This is a genomic window from Leptothrix cholodnii SP-6, from assembly GCF_000019785.1.
Taxonomy (GTDB): Bacteria; Pseudomonadota; Gammaproteobacteria; order Burkholderiales; family Burkholderiaceae_C; genus Sphaerotilus; species Sphaerotilus cholodnii.
The window spans coordinates 2,617,879-2,633,166 of the sequence record NC_010524.1 but is presented as its reverse complement, the minus strand read 5'-3'; the positions used below and the strand labels follow the sequence as shown (position 1 = coordinate 2,633,166).

14 protein-coding genes and 1 pseudogene are annotated in these 15,288 nt (G+C 70.6%); 2 read left to right on the top strand and 13 right to left on the bottom strand.

Annotated features, from left to right (window positions below; all coding sequences use genetic code 11):
* Positions 1 to 34: 34 nt before the first annotated feature.
* Positions 35 to 646: an NIPSNAP family protein gene (locus LCHO_RS12105; protein WP_012347445.1), complete on the top strand. Its 612-nt coding sequence runs from the start codon at positions 35 to 37 to the stop codon at positions 644 to 646.
* A 14-nt stretch (positions 647 to 660) separates the two neighbouring features.
* Here LCHO_RS12105 and LCHO_RS12100 read toward each other — a convergent pair whose 3' ends face one another.
* The 3 genes and pseudogenes from LCHO_RS12100 to LCHO_RS24320 all read right to left on the bottom strand — a co-directional run.
* Entirely contained in the window at positions 661 to 1,734 is a 1,074-nt protein-coding gene (locus LCHO_RS12100) for a porin (RefSeq protein ID WP_012347444.1), read from the bottom strand.
* Between the two features lie 37 nt (positions 1,735 to 1,771).
* Positions 1,772 to 2,713, bottom strand: a complete 942-nt coding sequence (locus LCHO_RS24325; protein WP_275935188.1) for a Bug family tripartite tricarboxylate transporter substrate binding protein — start codon at positions 2,711 to 2,713, stop codon at positions 1,772 to 1,774.
* Between the two features lie 108 nt (positions 2,714 to 2,821).
* Positions 2,822 to 3,868 (bottom strand): annotated as a pseudogene (locus LCHO_RS24320) (4-oxalomesaconate tautomerase); the annotation flags it as partial.
* A 110-nt stretch (positions 3,869 to 3,978) separates the two neighbouring features.
* Between LCHO_RS24320 and LCHO_RS12090 the strand changes: the two are divergent.
* The gene (locus tag LCHO_RS12090; protein ID WP_012347442.1) at positions 3,979 to 4,917 is read left to right on the top strand and encodes a LysR family transcriptional regulator; all 939 of its coding nucleotides are present in this window, start codon (positions 3,979 to 3,981) and stop codon (positions 4,915 to 4,917) included.
* A 16-nt stretch (positions 4,918 to 4,933) separates the two neighbouring features.
* On the opposite strand, the gene LCHO_RS12085 is transcribed toward LCHO_RS12090, so the two are convergent.
* The 10 genes from LCHO_RS12085 to LCHO_RS12040 all read right to left on the bottom strand — a co-directional run bounded on the left by LCHO_RS12085 (position 4,934) and on the right by LCHO_RS12040 (position 15,242).
* On the bottom strand, positions 4,934 to 5,665 hold the full coding sequence (locus tag LCHO_RS12085; RefSeq protein WP_012347441.1) for a glutathione S-transferase: 732 nt from the start codon (positions 5,663 to 5,665) through the stop codon (positions 4,934 to 4,936).
* Positions 5,666 to 5,750: 85 nt separating this feature from the next.
* The gene (locus tag LCHO_RS22215) at positions 5,751 to 6,893 is read right to left on the bottom strand and encodes a sensor histidine kinase (protein WP_012347440.1); all 1,143 of its coding nucleotides are present in this window, start codon (positions 6,891 to 6,893) and stop codon (positions 5,751 to 5,753) included.
* Between the two features lie 95 nt (positions 6,894 to 6,988).
* Positions 6,989 to 8,335, bottom strand: a complete 1,347-nt coding sequence (locus LCHO_RS12075; RefSeq protein WP_012347439.1) for a class-II fumarase/aspartase family protein — start codon at positions 8,333 to 8,335, stop codon at positions 6,989 to 6,991.
* Between the two features lie 37 nt (positions 8,336 to 8,372).
* Positions 8,373 to 9,188 carry an HpcH/HpaI aldolase/citrate lyase family protein gene (locus LCHO_RS12070; protein WP_012347438.1) on the bottom strand — a complete coding sequence of 272 codons (816 nt, stop codon included), beginning with the start codon at positions 9,186 to 9,188 and terminating at the stop codon, positions 8,373 to 8,375.
* Position 9,189: 1 nt separating this feature from the next.
* Positions 9,190 to 10,383, bottom strand: coding sequence for a CaiB/BaiF CoA transferase family protein (locus LCHO_RS12065; protein ID WP_012347437.1), 1,194 nt, complete (start codon positions 10,381 to 10,383; stop codon positions 9,190 to 9,192).
* Between the two features lie 14 nt (positions 10,384 to 10,397).
* Positions 10,398 to 11,300, bottom strand: a complete 903-nt coding sequence (locus LCHO_RS12060) for an HTD2 family dehydratase (protein ID WP_012347436.1) — start codon at positions 11,298 to 11,300, stop codon at positions 10,398 to 10,400.
* A 182-nt stretch (positions 11,301 to 11,482) separates the two neighbouring features.
* Positions 11,483 to 12,316 (bottom strand): shikimate dehydrogenase, encoded by an 834-nt coding sequence (gene aroE / locus LCHO_RS12055; protein WP_012347435.1) that lies wholly within the window; start codon positions 12,314 to 12,316, stop codon positions 11,483 to 11,485.
* Between the two features lie 96 nt (positions 12,317 to 12,412).
* Entirely contained in the window at positions 12,413 to 13,348 is a 936-nt protein-coding gene (locus LCHO_RS22210) for a MurR/RpiR family transcriptional regulator (protein ID WP_012347434.1), read from the bottom strand.
* A 3-nt stretch (positions 13,349 to 13,351) separates the two neighbouring features.
* Positions 13,352 to 14,362 carry an inositol 2-dehydrogenase gene (iolG, locus tag LCHO_RS12045; RefSeq protein ID WP_012347433.1) on the bottom strand — a complete coding sequence of 337 codons (1,011 nt, stop codon included), beginning with the start codon at positions 14,360 to 14,362 and terminating at the stop codon, positions 13,352 to 13,354.
* Positions 14,363 to 14,459: 97 nt separating this feature from the next.
* A complete protein-coding gene (locus LCHO_RS12040; RefSeq protein WP_012347432.1) occupies positions 14,460 to 15,242 on the bottom strand; it encodes a TIM barrel protein in 783 nt (260 codons plus the stop codon).
* Positions 15,243 to 15,288: the final 46 nt, after the last annotated feature.

The following is a 15,288-nucleotide window of genomic DNA, read 5'->3' as shown; positions in this document are numbered from 1 at the left end:
ATCGGCCGGGGTACACCACGGACGAGGGGCAGTCATGACCGTTCATGAACTGACCACCCTGGAGATCAAGGTCTTCAGCAACGCCGCCGTCTATGCCGCCTTGCAGGAGAGCCTGCCGAGCGCCGGCGGCAAGCTGCTGGGCGTGTTCGCGTCCGACATCGGCGAGCTGAGCCAGGTGCTGATCCTGCGCGAGTTCGCCGACGCCAACGCGCTGGCCGACGCGCGCATGCAGATGCTGCTGGCCGACAACCCGCTGGGCGTGGGCGAGTGGCTGGTCAAGCTCGGCTCGCAGAGCTACAAGCTGTTCCCGTTCCTGCCGGCGATCGAGCCGGGCGCGATGGGGCGCTGGTACGAGTTCCGCACCTACAGCATCCGCCAGGGCGTGCTGGCGCAGACGATCGACGCCTGGCGCGACGCCATCCCGGCGCGCACGGCGCTGTCGCCGATGGTCGGCGCCTTCACGGCGCTCGACGGCGAGCAGCCGCGTTTCCTCAACATCTGGGCCTACCCGAGCGTCGACGAGCGTGCACGCATCCGCGCCGAAGCGGTGCAAAAGGGCGTGTGGCCACCCAAGGGCGGCCCGGCCAACCTGACGCGCATGCAGTCGACGCTGTGCGCGCCGGTGGCGTTTTCGCCGCTGAAGTGAGCGACGGATCGTCGTCAGAAGTTGTGGCGCACGCCGGCCTCGAAGCCCTTGGACGTGCCGCCGGCCGCCATGCCGCTCGTCCCGCCGGGCACCACCCGCACGCTGGCGCCGCTGTTGGTGATGCGCGAGTACGTGGTGTAGAGCGCCGTGCGCCTGGACAGGTTGTGCACGTAGCCCAGGCCGATCTGCCGGGCGTCGTTGGCGTCGATCACCGTGGCGCCGACCTGGCCGGCCAGGTCGGCGCGCTGCCATGAGGCCTTGATCTCGCCCTGGCCGACCGGGATCCAGGCGCCGATCAGCTGGTTGGTCTGCTTGGCGCCGGCCTGCTTGAACTGCCGCACGACCGCGCTGACACGCACCATGCCCAGGTCGTAGCTGGCGCCGAGCGCGCGGTCGGTGAACCTGCCGCTGGTCGTCAGGTCGTTTTCGGTGGTGGTGCTGGCCGCCGACACGCCCATCGGACCGCCGGCCCAGCCCAGGCGCAGGCCCGTCACCTTGTTCTGGCCGTCGGCTGCCGAGCGTGCGCCGGCCGCGGTCAGCATCAGGCCGCCTTCGAGGCCGCCCAGGCCGCCGGGCAGCAGGTACTGGAAGGCGCTGTTGGCGCGCACCGTGGTGTTGCCGTTGCTGCCGAAGGCGCTGCGGATCGGCCCGGTCGGCGTGGCCGAGACGAAGTTGCCCGCGCTCGCCGCACCGACGTGGCTGAACGGGTCGTAGCGGCTCCAGTTCGAATAGCTCGGCACGAAGTCGCGCCCCAGCCGCAGCTCGCCGGCGGTCTTGCTGGCCAGGCTGACGGTCGAGCGGCGGTCCCAGAACTGCGTGCTCGACGCGGCCGTGCCGTTGGTCAGCGCCAGGCCGTGTTCGAGGTGGAAGCCGGCGCTGTTGCCGTTGCCGAGGTCCTCGGTGCCGCGGATCACGAGGCGGCTGGTGGCGTTGGCGCCGCTGACCATCGAGCGCACCGAGGCCAGCCCGCTGTTGCTGACGCTGCGCAGGCCGGCATCGGCGATGCCCGAGACGCTGACGGTGCTCTGTGCCATCGCAGGGGCGACGACGGTGGCGAGCAGGGCGAGGGTGATGGCGTTCTTGTTCAAGGTGTCTCCTGTCGGGTTCGGGTTCTTTTGGGGGGATTCAATCGGCCGTCAGCTTGGCCTTCTGGACCACCGACTTCCACTTGGCGAGCTCGCTGTCGACCATCGCGCGCAGCTGTTCGGGCGTGCTGGTGTCGACGTCGGCGCCGTGGTCCTCGATGCGCTTGATCGTGTCCGCGTCCTTGAGCACCTGGTTGAGCGCCTTGTTGAGCTGGTCGACGACCGCCTTGGGTGTCTTGGCCGGGGCGAAGAGCGCGTACCACTGGGTCACGTCGACGCCGTCGATGCCGGCTTCCTTGAGCGTGGGCACGTCGGGCAGGCTGGGCACGCGCTTCGGGCCGGCGACCGCCAGCGCACGCAGCTTGCCGGCCTTGACCTGCGGGTAGGCCGTGTACAGGCTCGGGAACATGAACTGCGTGGTGCCGCCGATGGTGTCGGTCACGGCCGGTGCCGAGCCCTTGTACGGGATGCCCAGCATCGTCACGCCCGCGTTCAGCTTGAACAGCTCGGCCGCGAAATGCGGCGCCGTGCCGTTGCCGGCCGAGGCGTAGGTGTACTTGTCGGGCGAGGCCTTGAGCTGGGCCACCAGGTCCTTGACGTCCTTCACCGGCGTCCTGGCGTGCGCCACCATCAGCGTGGGCGAATAGCCGACCAGACCGACCGGCTCGAAATCCTTCACCGGGTCGTAGCGCAGCTTCTGCAGCGCCGGGTTCATGCTGTGGGTGGCGATGTAGCCGAGCATCAGCGTGTGGCCGTCGGGCGTGGCGCGGGCAACGTATTCGCTGGCGATCGAGCCGTTGGCGCCGGCGCGGTTGTCGATGATGACGGTCTGGCCCAGCAGCGGCCCGAGCTTGGCGGCGATGGTGCGCGCCATCGCGTCGTTGCCGCCGCCGGCCGCGGTGGGCACGACGATCGTGATGGTCTTGTCGGGCCATGCCAGCGCCGTGCCCGACGCGGTGGCGAGCGTGGCGGCGGCGATCATCGGTGCCAGGGTCTTGGCAAGGCTCTGTCTGGCCTGGGTCGGGGTCTGCTTCATGGTGTCTCCTGCAGTCGGTTCGGGTCGGGAAAAAACGTAGTCGGGGATGTGCAGGTCGCCCTGCATGATCTTGCGGGCGGTGCGCACCAGGGCGGCGGTGACGATGCGGGCGCTGTCGCCGCTGCCGTCGATCGCCACCTCGATGTCGATGCGCCCGGCCGGGTGCAGCACCGTCAGCCGGTGCGCGCCGCCGAGCGCCGCGCTGCTGCTGGCCACCGTGCCGGGCAGGGCCAGCGCCGTGGCCACGCCGATGGCGCCGGTGACGGCGTGCGAGGCATGGCAGCGCCGCGGCGTGAAATAGCGCGAGGTGATGCTGTAGGCGTCCTCGCCCGCGCTCACCAGCACCGGCTTGGGGATCACGCTGTTCGACACGTCGCCCAGGCCCATGCGCTCGCCGGCGATGCGGCGCAGCCGCTCCAGGCGCTCGAGGAAGGCGGCATCGGCATCGAAGGTGGCGGGGCTCTCGCGGCCGCTGAATCCGAGGTCGGCAGCGCGCACGATCATCAGCGGCATCGCCGCGTCGATGCAGGTCACCGCCACGCCGTCGATCACGTCCTGGCGCTGGCCGGTCGGGAACACCGAGCCGGTGACCGCGCCCCAGGCGTCGAGAAAGTTCAGTGCGATCGGCGCCGCGGTGCCGGCCACGCCGTCGATGCGGGTGTCGCCGTCGTAGCGCACCTGGCCGCCGGGCGTCTGCACCGTTACCTCGATGCGCGAGCGGGTGTTGACGTTGAAGACCCGCACCGTGGTGACGCCGTCGCGTGCCGCGACCAGGCCTTGTTCGATCGCGAACGGCCCCACGCCCGAGAGCATGTTGCCGCAGTTGGGCCGGGTGTCGACCGAACGCTGGCCGACACCGACCTGCGCGAACAGGTAGTCGACGTCGCAGTCCGGCTGCGCCGAGCGCGAGACGATCGCGACCTTGCTGGTCAGCGTGCTGCCGCCGCCCAGGCCGTCGACCTGCAGCAGGTCGGAAGCGCCGATCGCGCCGATCAGGGCCTCGTCGCGCGCCGTCTCGTCGACGGGCAGCGAATCGAGCAGGAAGAAGGGGCCGCGGGAGGTGCCGGCGCGCATCAGGGTGCAGGGGATCGTGTGTGCCATGTCGGCATGATCGAGATTGCACGCTTGTCTGTGAATTGCATAGTTCCGAACGATTGATCCACAATCTGCATCAGTCGGATTGCGACTGTTCAGCACCAACCCCCGTTCCCATGGCCATCAACTTCGACCTCAACGATCTGCAGGCCTTTCGCGCGGTGGCCGAGATCGGCAACTTCCGCAAGGCCGCCGAGGCGATCAGCATCTCGCAGCCGGCCTTCAGCCGGCGCATCGACAAGCTCGAAGAGGCGCTCGGCGTGCGCCTGCTCGACCGCACCACGCGGCGCGTCAGCCTCACGGCCGTGGGGCGCGACTTCGCGCGCAAGGTGACGCTGCTGCTCGACGAGCTGGATCAGACGCTGCTCGGCATCCGCGGCGTGGCCGCCACGCGCATGGGCGAGGTCACGATCGCCTGCGTGCCGTCGACGGTCTACTACTACCTCTCGCAGGTGATCCGGCGCTACCACGAGCGCTTTCCGAAGATCCGCGTCAAGGTGTTCGATGCCGGCGCCAACGAGGTGCTCGACGCGGTGGCGCGCAGCCAGGCCGATTTCGGCCTCAACTTCATCGGCAGCCAGGAGCCCGACATCGAGTTCCGCTCGCTGCTCGAGGAGCGTTTCGTCGCCGCCTGCCGGCGCGACCATCCGCTGGCGCGCAAGCGCAGCGTGAGCTGGAGCGAACTCGGCGCCTACGACTTCATCGCCGTCAGCAAGACCTCGGGCAACCGCCTGCTGATCGACCAGGCGCTGGCCAACGTGGCGGGCAGCCCGCAAGGCGTGTACGAGGCCCAGCACGTGACCACGCTGCTCGGCCTGGTCGAGGCGGGCCTGGGCGTGGCGGCAGTGCCTTCGCTGGCGATGCCGGGCAAGGACCACCCGACGCTGGTGAGCGTGCCGCTGGTCGAGCCGGTGGTGACGCGCCAGGTCGGGCTGATCCGGCGCAAGGGCCGTTCGCTGTCACCGGCGGCGCAGCAGCTGTACGACTTCTTTGCCGAGATGAAAGGCAGCCGCGCGGGCCGGCCGGCGGCCAAGGCGCGCACGGCTGCGGCCTGATCGCCGTCTGCGCGCCCTACGCGATGTCGAGCTCGGGGTAGCGGCGGAAGATGCCCTGCTCGTTGAACGGGATGCGCCGGTCGCTGCGCAGATACGCGGCCACGCGGGGCAGGTCGGCGATGCGGTCGTGCAGTTGCACGACGGCGGGTGTGCTGGCCAGCGCCTGCTGCGCGGCCTTCGGGAAGGCGTAGCGCAGGCCCTCGACGAGCTGGAACAGCGACAGGTCGGCGTAGCTCAGCTTGCCGCCGACCAGGTGCCGCGTGCCGGCCGTGTTGCGCACCACGATGGCTTCGAACCACTGCAGGAACTTGGGCATGCGGACGCGGCAGAAATCGGTCGCGCGGCGCAGCGCTTCGGGTTTCTGGTCTTCGTAGTACAGGCCGGCGCCGACCGGGTGATGGGTGTCGTGGGCCTCGTCGACCATGTCGGCGATGGTCAGCTGGATCTGCTGCGTCCAGACCCGCAGCTGCTCGCTGCGAGCGACCAGTTTCAGCGTCGGCGCCAGGTACTGCAGGATGGCGGCGGTCTGTGCGACGACGACGTTGCCGTCGATCAGGAACGGCGGCGCGAACGGCGGATGCACCAGCTTGCGGTCGTGCAGGCAGCGCTGCATGGCGGGCACGCCCAGGCCCGCTTCTTCTGCGCCGCGCGCCACGTCGATGTAGGGTGCGCCGGCCGCTTCCAGGGCCAGCCGCACGAATTCGCCGCGGCCCTGGATGGTCGGCCAATAGTGGAGTTCATATGCCATGCGGCGCACTGTAGCTGCAGCGCATGGCCGCCCCTTCGATCCGCCGCCGGGGGCGAGACCGCGTCTGCCGCCGATGTCCGCGACGCTACCGGTCCGGCTCGGCCGGGCCGAGCACGGCCATCAGGCGCCCGCCAGCCTGTTTCAGCATGCTGAGCGACAACGCCTGCACGGCGCCGCGCTCGCCCTGCGGCGCGAGTTCGATGCGCAGCGACTCGCACACCACGCCTGACGGGGGCTCGACCTGGGCGCTCAGGTGGCGCAGATGCGGCACCGCCTGCTTGAGCACGCCGAACAGGTTGTCCAGGCGACCATCGGTTGAAAACGGCATCAGCAAGCGGGTGGCCGTCGGATTGAGCATCTCGATCTGTCCGTCCAGCGCGGCCTGCACCAGGCCCACCGGGGCGCGGTGGAGAAACCGCAGCAGGTCATCGTCGGGCTCCCGGGGGATGCCCACCACCAGCGATTGCGGCGAAGTCGCTGCCGCGGGCGTGCTGGGCGCTCGCGCCTCGACGGTGGTGCCCGCACCCAGCCGGCTTTCGAGCCGCAGCTCGCCGCCCAGCGCGCGCAAGCGCTCCTGCATCGACAGCAGGCCGACCGTGAACGGCCGGCGCCGATCGTCCACCGCCATGCCGCGGCCGTTGTCGGCGATGCGCAGCAGGACGCCACGGCCGCCGTCGCGCTGCAGCTGCACCGTCACGGCACTCGCGCCGGCGTGGCGGGTCACGTTGCTCAGCGCCTGCTGGGCGGTGCGGTACAGCGAGGTGACCACCGCCGGCGCCAGTTCCGCATCGGTGTCTTCGTCGGTCTGGAATCGGCAGCGCATGCCGGTGCGCCGCGCCACCTGGGCCACCAGCGCATCGAGCGCGGCCGCCAGCCCGAGCTCCTCGAGGATCGGCGGCCGCAGGTCGTTGACGATGCGCCGGGTCGCGGCGATGGCGGTGATCGCCAGCTCGCGCACGGTGTCCAGCCGAGCGGTGAGGTCGCACGCCTGCGCCGCAAGCTGGCCGCGGATCGCGCCCACCTCCAGGCCGATCGCCGCCAGCGTCTGCTGCAGGTCGTCGTGCAGCTCGCTGGCGATGCGCCGCCGCTCGTTTTCCTGCACGCTGTCGAGCCCCGCGGCCAGGCGCCGCAGGACGTCCTGCGAGCGCATCAGTTCGGTCTGCGCACGCTTGAGTTCGGTGTCGTCGTGCGGTGTCACCCGGGCGGCGTGGGGGATCGGTGGCGGCATGATTTCCCCGCGATTCTGGACTCCGTGGCCACGGCCTGCTGCGGAAGGCGACGCCCGATCTTGCGCAGAATCAACCGTCGACGACGGCTCGCGCCTCAGCCCATGCGCGTCAGCACCCGATCGACCATCACGCCGGACTGGCCGAGGTAGTTGGCCGGGTCCAGCATGCGCGCCAGCGCCGCACGGTCGACGTGCCGGTTGATCTCGGGATGCGCAGCCAGCAGGTCGAGCAGCGGCGCCTTCTTCGCCAGCGATTCGCGGCACAGGTCGTAGACCAGGTCGTGGGCGTACTCGCGGCCGATGAACGGGCCCAGGCCCATCATCACCGCCTCGCTCATCACCAGGCCGCCGGTCATCTCGATGTTGCGCATCATGGCGTCGGCATCGACCTCCAGGCCCTCGACGATGACGCGGCTCTGCTTGAGCGCGCCGGCCAGCAGGCAGAAGGCCTCGGGCAGCACGATCCACTCGATCTGCCACGGGCCGGTGCTGCGTTCGTGGTCGGCCACCATCGCGTCCATCAGCGCCGCGGCGTGCTGGCGCAGCACGCTGATGGCGCCGTGCACGTAGGCGCTGCTGATCGGGTTGCGCTTCTGCGGCATCGTGCTGCTGCTGCCACGGCCGTGGTAGTAGGGCTCCTGCACTTCGCCGACCTCGGTCTGCATCATCAGCTTGACGTCCATGCTGAGCTTGCCCAGCGTGCCGCCGATCAGGCCGAGCACGGCGCCGACCTCGGCGATGTTGTCGCGGATGGTGTGCCAGGCGATCACCGGCTGCGCCAGGCCGAGTTCGGCGCACAGGCCGGCCTGCGTTTCCATGGCGCCTGATTCGAGCGAAGCCAGCGTGCCGGCCGCCCCGGCGAACTCGCCCACCAGCACGCGTTCACGCAGTTGCGCGATGCGCTCGCGGTGCCGCAGCACGGCCGACAGCAGGCCGGCGATCTTGTAGCCGAAGGTCACGGGGATCGCCTGCTGCAGGTTGCTGCGGCCGATCACCGGCGTCAGGCGGTGTTCGCGCGCCAGCCTGGCCATCGCCGTCGCGATCGCCGCCAGTTCGTCGTCGACCAGCGTCAGCGCCTCGCGGATCTGCAGCACGGTGGCGGTGTCGGTGATGTCCTGCGTGGTCGCACCCCAGTGGCAGTACTCGCCGAGCTGGTCGCGGCACAGCGCGTTGAGCTGCGACACCACGCCCAGGATCGGGTAGCCGATGCGCTCGGTCTGCGCGCGCAGCTTCACCAGGTCGATCTGGTCGAGGTGGCAGTGGCTCACGATCTCGTCGGCCGCCTCCTGCGGGATCAGGCCGAGCCGGCCCTGCACGACGGCGAGGGCGCGTTCGATGTCGAGGTACTTCTGCGTGCGGTTTTCGTCCGACCACACCTGGCGCATCGCGTCGCTGCTGAAGATGCCCTGGAAGATGGCGGAGTCGATGATCGTGGAGGCCATGCGTGTCTTTCGGTGTCGAAGTGGATGTGGGGGGCGTTCAGTGGCCGGCGCGCTGCAGCGTGCGCTGCGCCTGCAGCACCACCGGGCGGTCGATCATTCGGCCGTCGAGCCGGGCGGCGCCGGGTGATGCGGCTTCGGCGGCGAGCACCCGCCGCGCCCAGTCGAGCGCCTGCGGGCTCGGTGCCAGCGCGGCGTGGATGGCCGCGACCTGCGTCGGATGGATGCACAGCTTGGCGCCGAAACCGAAGCGCCGCGCCCAGGCCAGGTCGGCCAGCAGCCGGGCTTCGTCGTCGATCTGCGGCGTGACGCCGGCCACCGGCGCGGCCAGCCCGGCGACGCGCGAGGCGATCGCCAGCCGGCTGGCAGCATGGGCCAGCGCGTCGGGCTGCTCGCTGATGTCGAGGTCGAGATCGAGCGCGAAATCGAGCGTGCCGAAGACCAGCCGCCGCACGTCCTCGCTCGCCGCGATGGCGTCGACGTTCGCCACGCCGCGGGCGCTTTCGATCAGCGCCAGCACCTGCGCGCCGCCCACCGCCGCGCGCACCGCGTGGATCTGATCGGGCGACTCGGCCTTGGGCAGCATCAGCGCGCCGAGGCCGGCGTTGCGCGACAGGCTCAGGTCGTCGGCGAAGTGCGGTGATGCCGCGTCGTTGATGCGCAGCACGGCGCGTGCGCGCTGATCGGCGCTCGCCTGGCCGGACCATTCGGCGATCGCTGCGCGCGCCGCGCCCTTGGCCTCGGGCGCCACGGCGTCCTCCAGGTCCAGCACCACCGCGTCGGCGCCGCTGGCAAACGCCTTGCCGAATCGCTCGGGGCGATTGCCGGGCACGAACAGGTAGGTGCGCGGCGCCACGTCAGATCGCCTCGGCCCTGCGCAGCGCCGCGATGGCGTCGGCGTCGAGGCCCAGCTCGCGCAGGATCGCATCGGTGTGTTCACCGAGTGCCGGCACCGGGTCCATGCGCGGGCCGTCGGCGGCATCTGGCCCCCACGAGCCCGGCGGCAGCATTGCTGGCAGCGGGCCGGCGGGCGAGCCGACCTCGCGCCAGCGGCCGCGTGCCTGCAGCTGCGGGTGGTTCCAGACGTCGTGCATCGTGTTGACGCGGGCGTTGGCGATCTGCGCGGCCTCGAGCCGCTCCACCACCTGCGGCGCGGTCAACGGCGTGAAGGTCTCGACGATCAGCGCGCGCAGCGCCGCCCGTTCGGCCACCCGCCGGGCGTTGCCGGCAAAGCGCGGATCCCGGGCGAGTGCCGGCTGCAGCAGCACCTTGTCGCAGAAGTTGACCCACTCGCGTTCGTTCTGCAAGCCGAGCATCACGCTGCCGCCGTCGGCGCCGGTGGGAAACGGGCCGTAGGGGTAGATCGTGGCGTGGGCAGCGCCGGTGCGTGGCGGAGGCGGCGCGCCGTCGAAGGCGTAGTACAGCGGATAGCTGGTCCACTCGGCCAGCGATTCGAGCATCGAGATGTCGATGTGCTGGCCACGGCCGGTCTGGCTGCGCTGCAGCAGCGCGGCCAGGATCTGGGTGTAGGCGTACATGCCCGCGGCGATGTCGGCGATCGACGGGCCGGCCTTGCAGGGCTCGTCGGCCGTGCCGGTGACGGACACGAAACCGGCCTCGCTCTGGATCAGCAGGTCGTAGGCCTTCTTGTCGCGGTAGGGGCCGTCGGCGCCGTAGCCCGAGATGTCGCACACGATGATGCCGGGCTTGCGTGCGGCCAGCCGCTCGTGGCCCAGGCCCAGCCGCGCGGCGGCGCCGGGTGCGAGGTTCTGCACCACCACGTCGGCCTTCTCGAGCACCAGGCGCTCCAGCACCTGGGCCGCCTCGGGGTGCTTGACGTCGAGCGTCAGGCTCTCCTTCGAGCGATTGGTCCAGACGAAGTGCGACGCCAGGCCGCGCACCCGCGCGTCGTAGCCGCGCGCGAAATCGCCGCTGCCGGGGCGTTCGATCTTGATCACGCGCGCGCCCAGGTCGGCGAGCTGGCGGGTGGCGAACGGCGCGGCGATGGCGTGCTCGAGCGTGACGACGGTCAGGCCTTGGAGGGGTTGCATGGTCGTGTCCCGGTTCAGCGCAAGGTGGCGGTGGCGTCCATCGTCAGCCAGCCCTCGTGGTCCTGCGCCCACAGGCGCACGGTCCTGCCGTCGGGCTGCAGCGCGCCGTGCACGCTGAACGGGTTCAGGTCGAAGGTCGGGCGCACCGCCTTGAAACGGAAGCTCGCCACGTCGGCCGCGGGCAGCTCGCGGCGCAGCAGGTCCATCAGCAGCGTGGCGATCAGCGGGCCGTGCACGATCAGGCCGGGGTAGCCCTCGGCCTGGGTCACGTACTGGCGGTCGTAGTGGATGCGGTGGCCGTTGAAGGTCAGCGCGCTGTAGCGGAACAGCAGCACGTCGTCGGGCACGATCTGGCGCCCCCACGCGCCCTGCGGTCGCTGCCCCCCGAGGGGGTGCGTTTGCGGAAGTTCCGGCGCTCTGAGCGGTGGCGGATCCACATCACCCGGCTGCTTCGCCTCGCGGTAGACGATGTCGTGAAACTCCACCAGCGCCGCGTCGGCCGCGCCGTTGCAGCGCACCTCGTGGCGCACCTTCACGAACACCAGCGTGCCGGTGCGACCGGTCTTGGTGCTGACATCGTCGATGGTCGACGTGCGTTCCACCGCGTCGCCGACACGGATGGGGGTGCGGAACTCGAACTGGCTGCCCGCCCACATGCGCCGCGGCAGCGGCACCGGCGGCAGGAAACCGCCGCGTTTCGCGTGGCCGTCCGGGCCGATCTCGGACTGCCGGTGCATCGGCAGGAAGTACAGCCAGTGCCACAGCGGCGGCAGTGCCGTGCCGTCGGGTGCGTCCACCGCCGGGTGGTCGAGCGTGGCGGTGAGGGCGCGCACCGGGGCCGCGGTGATGCGGTCGTGCGTGGTTTCGCTGCGGCCGATCCAGGCGGTCGGATCGAGGGCGGGAGCGGGTGCGTTCATGGCGGTGTCGAGGCTCGTGGCAGTCGAGGGGCGTCGAAGGTTTCGACGGCTCGCTGACGATTCTCGACCCGGTCATTGCATCCGGGAATTGCACGTTTCGGAAGTTTTGATGCCGACAACGCATCAATCGGAACCGCCCGCAGCCGGGTGCCGGCGCGGGCGGATCAGGTCGCTTGCCGCGCTCAGGCGGCGTCGAGTTCGGCGCGGATGCCCGCCATCACGCCGTCGGTGGCCGGGCGCACGCCGCGCCAGAAGAAGAAGGCCTCGGCGGCCTGCTCGATCAGCATGCCCAGGCCGTCGCGCGCGGTGGCGCCGTGCGATTGCGCCCAGGCCAGGAAGGGTTTGGCCGCCGGGCCGTACATCATGTCCAGCACCAGCGAGCCGGGCCTGAGCACCTGCGCGCCCACCGGGCTGGGCATGCCGGCCAGGCTGCTGGAGGTGGCGTTGATGATGACGTCGAAGCCGCTGCCGCAATCGTCGAGCGTGGCCGCGCTCAGTGCCACGCCGCGGGCGCGGGCCAGTTCGGCATGGCGCTGCACCGACTGCTGCGCGCGGGCGACCGTGCGGTTGCACATCACCAGCTCGGCCGGGCCGGCTTCGATCAGCGGCGCCAGCGCGCCCGAAGCCGCGCCACCGGCGCCGATCAGCAGCACGCGGCGGCCGCGCAGGCTGACGCCGCCGTTGACCTCGATGTCGCGCACCAGGCCGGCGCCGTCGGTGTTGTCGCCGGTCCAGCCGTCGGCGTCGAAACGCAGCGTGTTGATGGCCTGCGCCATCTCGGCGCGCGGGGTGCGGCGCGCCGCGGCCTCGAAGGCTTCGAGCTTGTACGGCACCGTCACGTTGCAGCCGCGCCCGCCGGCGGCCTGGAAAGCCTGCACGCTGGCCACGAAGGTGCCGGGCAGGACCTCGAGCTTTTCGTACACCAGCGGCTCGCCGGTCTGCGCGGCGAACTGGCTGTGGATGGCCGGCGAGCGGCTGTGTTTGACGGGATAACCGGCGACGGCGTAGCGGTCCATGGGCGAGGCTCGAGTTGGCACAACCCAAGAGTGTCGGCGAAAACGTCCAGCCGGATCGTGTCGGCGTTCGGGTGATTCGACAGGGCCGTCGATGGATCAGTGACCGCTGCCCATGGCCCGCATGGCCCCCGACCAGGCCGCAATCAGGCCCAAGGCTGCTGGCAGCGCCGAGTCCGCGCTTTCGATGTCCAGGCCGAGCATGACGAGCCGTTCGTCTGCGGTGATCGCGGGGGGCGCGGATTGAGGCGCGCGACACAGGGCGATCACGCGGTCCTGCCAGCGCGCCGCGGAGTGGACCGTTCCGCTGGTGCCGGGTGACTCGCCCGTCAGCGCCACATGCAGGTGAACGGATCTGGAGAAGGTCGATGACGCTTGGGCCTCGAGGCGATCGGTCGACGCCGAGCGGGCAGGCAGCCCCGCGAACTGCAGGCTTTGAACCATGCAGCCCGCCAGCGCTTCGTCGGCACGCGACGCGCTGCCGACCCACACCCCGTCAGCCTCCAGCAGCCAGCGTGCGGTCTGCATGAAGGCCGGGTGCTCGACCACGCTGCGCAGCGCAGCGATGGCGCGCTGCGCGCCGCGCAGCGCCTGCGGGTCCGACGGCGATGGTTCGGGCTCATCCGTCATCGCCGCGGGCGGCGCCCCGTCGTCGTCCAGCAGGAACGCGAACTTCAGTTCGTAGAAGCCCTGGAAGCCGTAGCGCTTGGCCAGCCGCACCACCGTCACCGGCGTGGTGTCGGTGAGTCGGGCGAAATCGGTGATGCGGTAGCGGTGCGGCAGCCCGCGCTCGCGCACCAGGTGCTCGGCCACCTTGCGCAGTTGCGGGCTGAGCTTGGGCAGGTCGGCCTCGATGCGCTGCAGCAAGGCCGATCGACCCGCCCGAGGCGCCACGTCCACGGCGCGCCGCAGCCAGCGGCCCTGCAGCCCCTGCGGCAGCGCCGGCTCCGGTGGATGCGACATCGCCTCGCCCCTCGCCGGGGCCAGCGGCCAGCCCTCGCGGGCCTGGCCCGGTGACGCCTCGAGGCGGGTCATGGCTCAGGCCACGACCGGGCGGCCGTCGGCGAGCTTGACCGCGCGGCCGATGCGCGCCGACAGCGTGGCGGCCTCGGCCACTGCGAGCGCATTGACGCCGTCCTGCAGCGTGACGGGCATCGCGCCACCCTGTTCGACCGCCTGCACGAAGGCGCGCCATTCGGCCTCGTAGGCACGCATGTAGCGCTCCAGGAAGAAGAACTCCGGCTTGGCGCTCAGGGCGCCGGCGGTGGTGGTCTTGGCGACCGTGTTCTCGAGCATGTTGCCGGCCTGCAGCAGGCCGGTGGCACCGAGCAGTTCCAGGCGCTGGTCGTAGCCGTAGACGGCGCGGCGGCTGTTCTTGATGACGGCGATGCGGCCGTCGGCAAAACGCAGCGTGATGACGGCGGTGTCGACGTCACCGGCCTCGCCGATGGCCGCATCGACGATGCTGGTGCCGACCGCCGAAACCTCGACCGGCGCGGCGCCGAAGATCCAGCAGGCCATGTCGAAGTCGTGGATCGCCATGTCGCGGAACAGGCCGCCCGAGACCTTGATGTAGCTGACCGGCGGCGGCGCCGGGTCGAACGAGGTGATCGCCAGCAGTTCGCCGCGGCCGATCTCGCCGGCGTCGAGCGCGCGCTTGACGGCCGCGAAGTTGGGATCGAAGCGGCGGTTGAAGCCGATCATCACCGGGCGGCCATGCCGGGCGGCTGCGGCCTGGCAGGCCAGCGCGCGCTCCAGATCGAGGTCGACCGGCTTCTCGCACAGCACGGCCTTGCCGGCAGCGGTGGCCGCTTCGATCAGGTCCGAGTGGGTGTCGGTGGAGGTGGCGATCAGCACCGCGTCGATGCTTCGGTCGTTGATGATGTCGTCGACGGTGCGCGCCTGCGCGCCGTATTCGTTGGCGAGCTTTTCAGCGGCCGCATGGTTGACGTCGGCGATGGCAACCAGCTGGCTGGCCGGGTTGGCGACGATGCTCTTGGCGTGCACGTTGCCGATGCGACCGGCGCCCAGCAGTCCGACTTTGATCATGGGGATTCCTTGGTGGGGTTTGGAGTGGAAACACCGCGGGCTGCGGTGCGATGGAGAAGTGAAACGGTGTTGGCAAGAAGGGCGCGAGGCCGACCCGTCAGACCGTGAACGCGGTGCGGAAGGCTTCGAGCGCTGCCTCGGCGTCGCCCGAGGCAAACGCCTCCATGCAGACCGTGCCTCGATAGCCCATTGCCTTGAGCGCGCGGGCCACGCCGGCGTAGTTGATCTCGCCGGTGCCGGGCTCCATGCGGCCGGGCACGTCGGCCACCTGCACCTCCCCGATCCACGGCTGGCAGGCGCGGCACAGCTCGATCAGGTTGCCCTCGCCGATCTGCGCGTGATAGAGGTCGAGGTTGAGCTTGAGGCCCGGGCGGTTGATCGACGACACCAAGGCCAGCGTGTCCTTGGCGAGCGCGAACGGCACGCCGGGGTGATCGACGGGCAGGTTCAGGTTTTCGATCATGAAGGTGACGCCGTGCGTCTCGGCCAGGTCGGCGATGCGCTCGAGCGTGTCGCGCGCCTTGAGCCACATCGCGCCGGTGACGGTCTCGCAGGGCGTGACGGGCAGGCCGCGGTCGCCCAGACCCGTGCCATGCAGATTGAGCCGCGCCACGTTCAGACGCTTGCCGACGGCAATCGCCTCGGCGGCGGTGGCCAGCAACTCGTCGGCACCGGCGTCATCGGCCAGGCGGCCGCGCAGGTAGCCGGTCATCGACGAGAAGCGCGCGCCCGACTTCTCGAGCATGGCCAGGTCATGGTTGGGCGAGTTCCAGATGCCGACCTCGAAGCCCATCTCGGTGAGGCGGGCGAGCCGCCACGACATCGGGCGATCGTTCCAAAGCATTTCGGCGCAGGCGGCCAGCACAAAGGGTGAAGACATGGAGGCACTTTCAGTGGATCACGGCGGCCCTCGTCAGCGGGGCTGC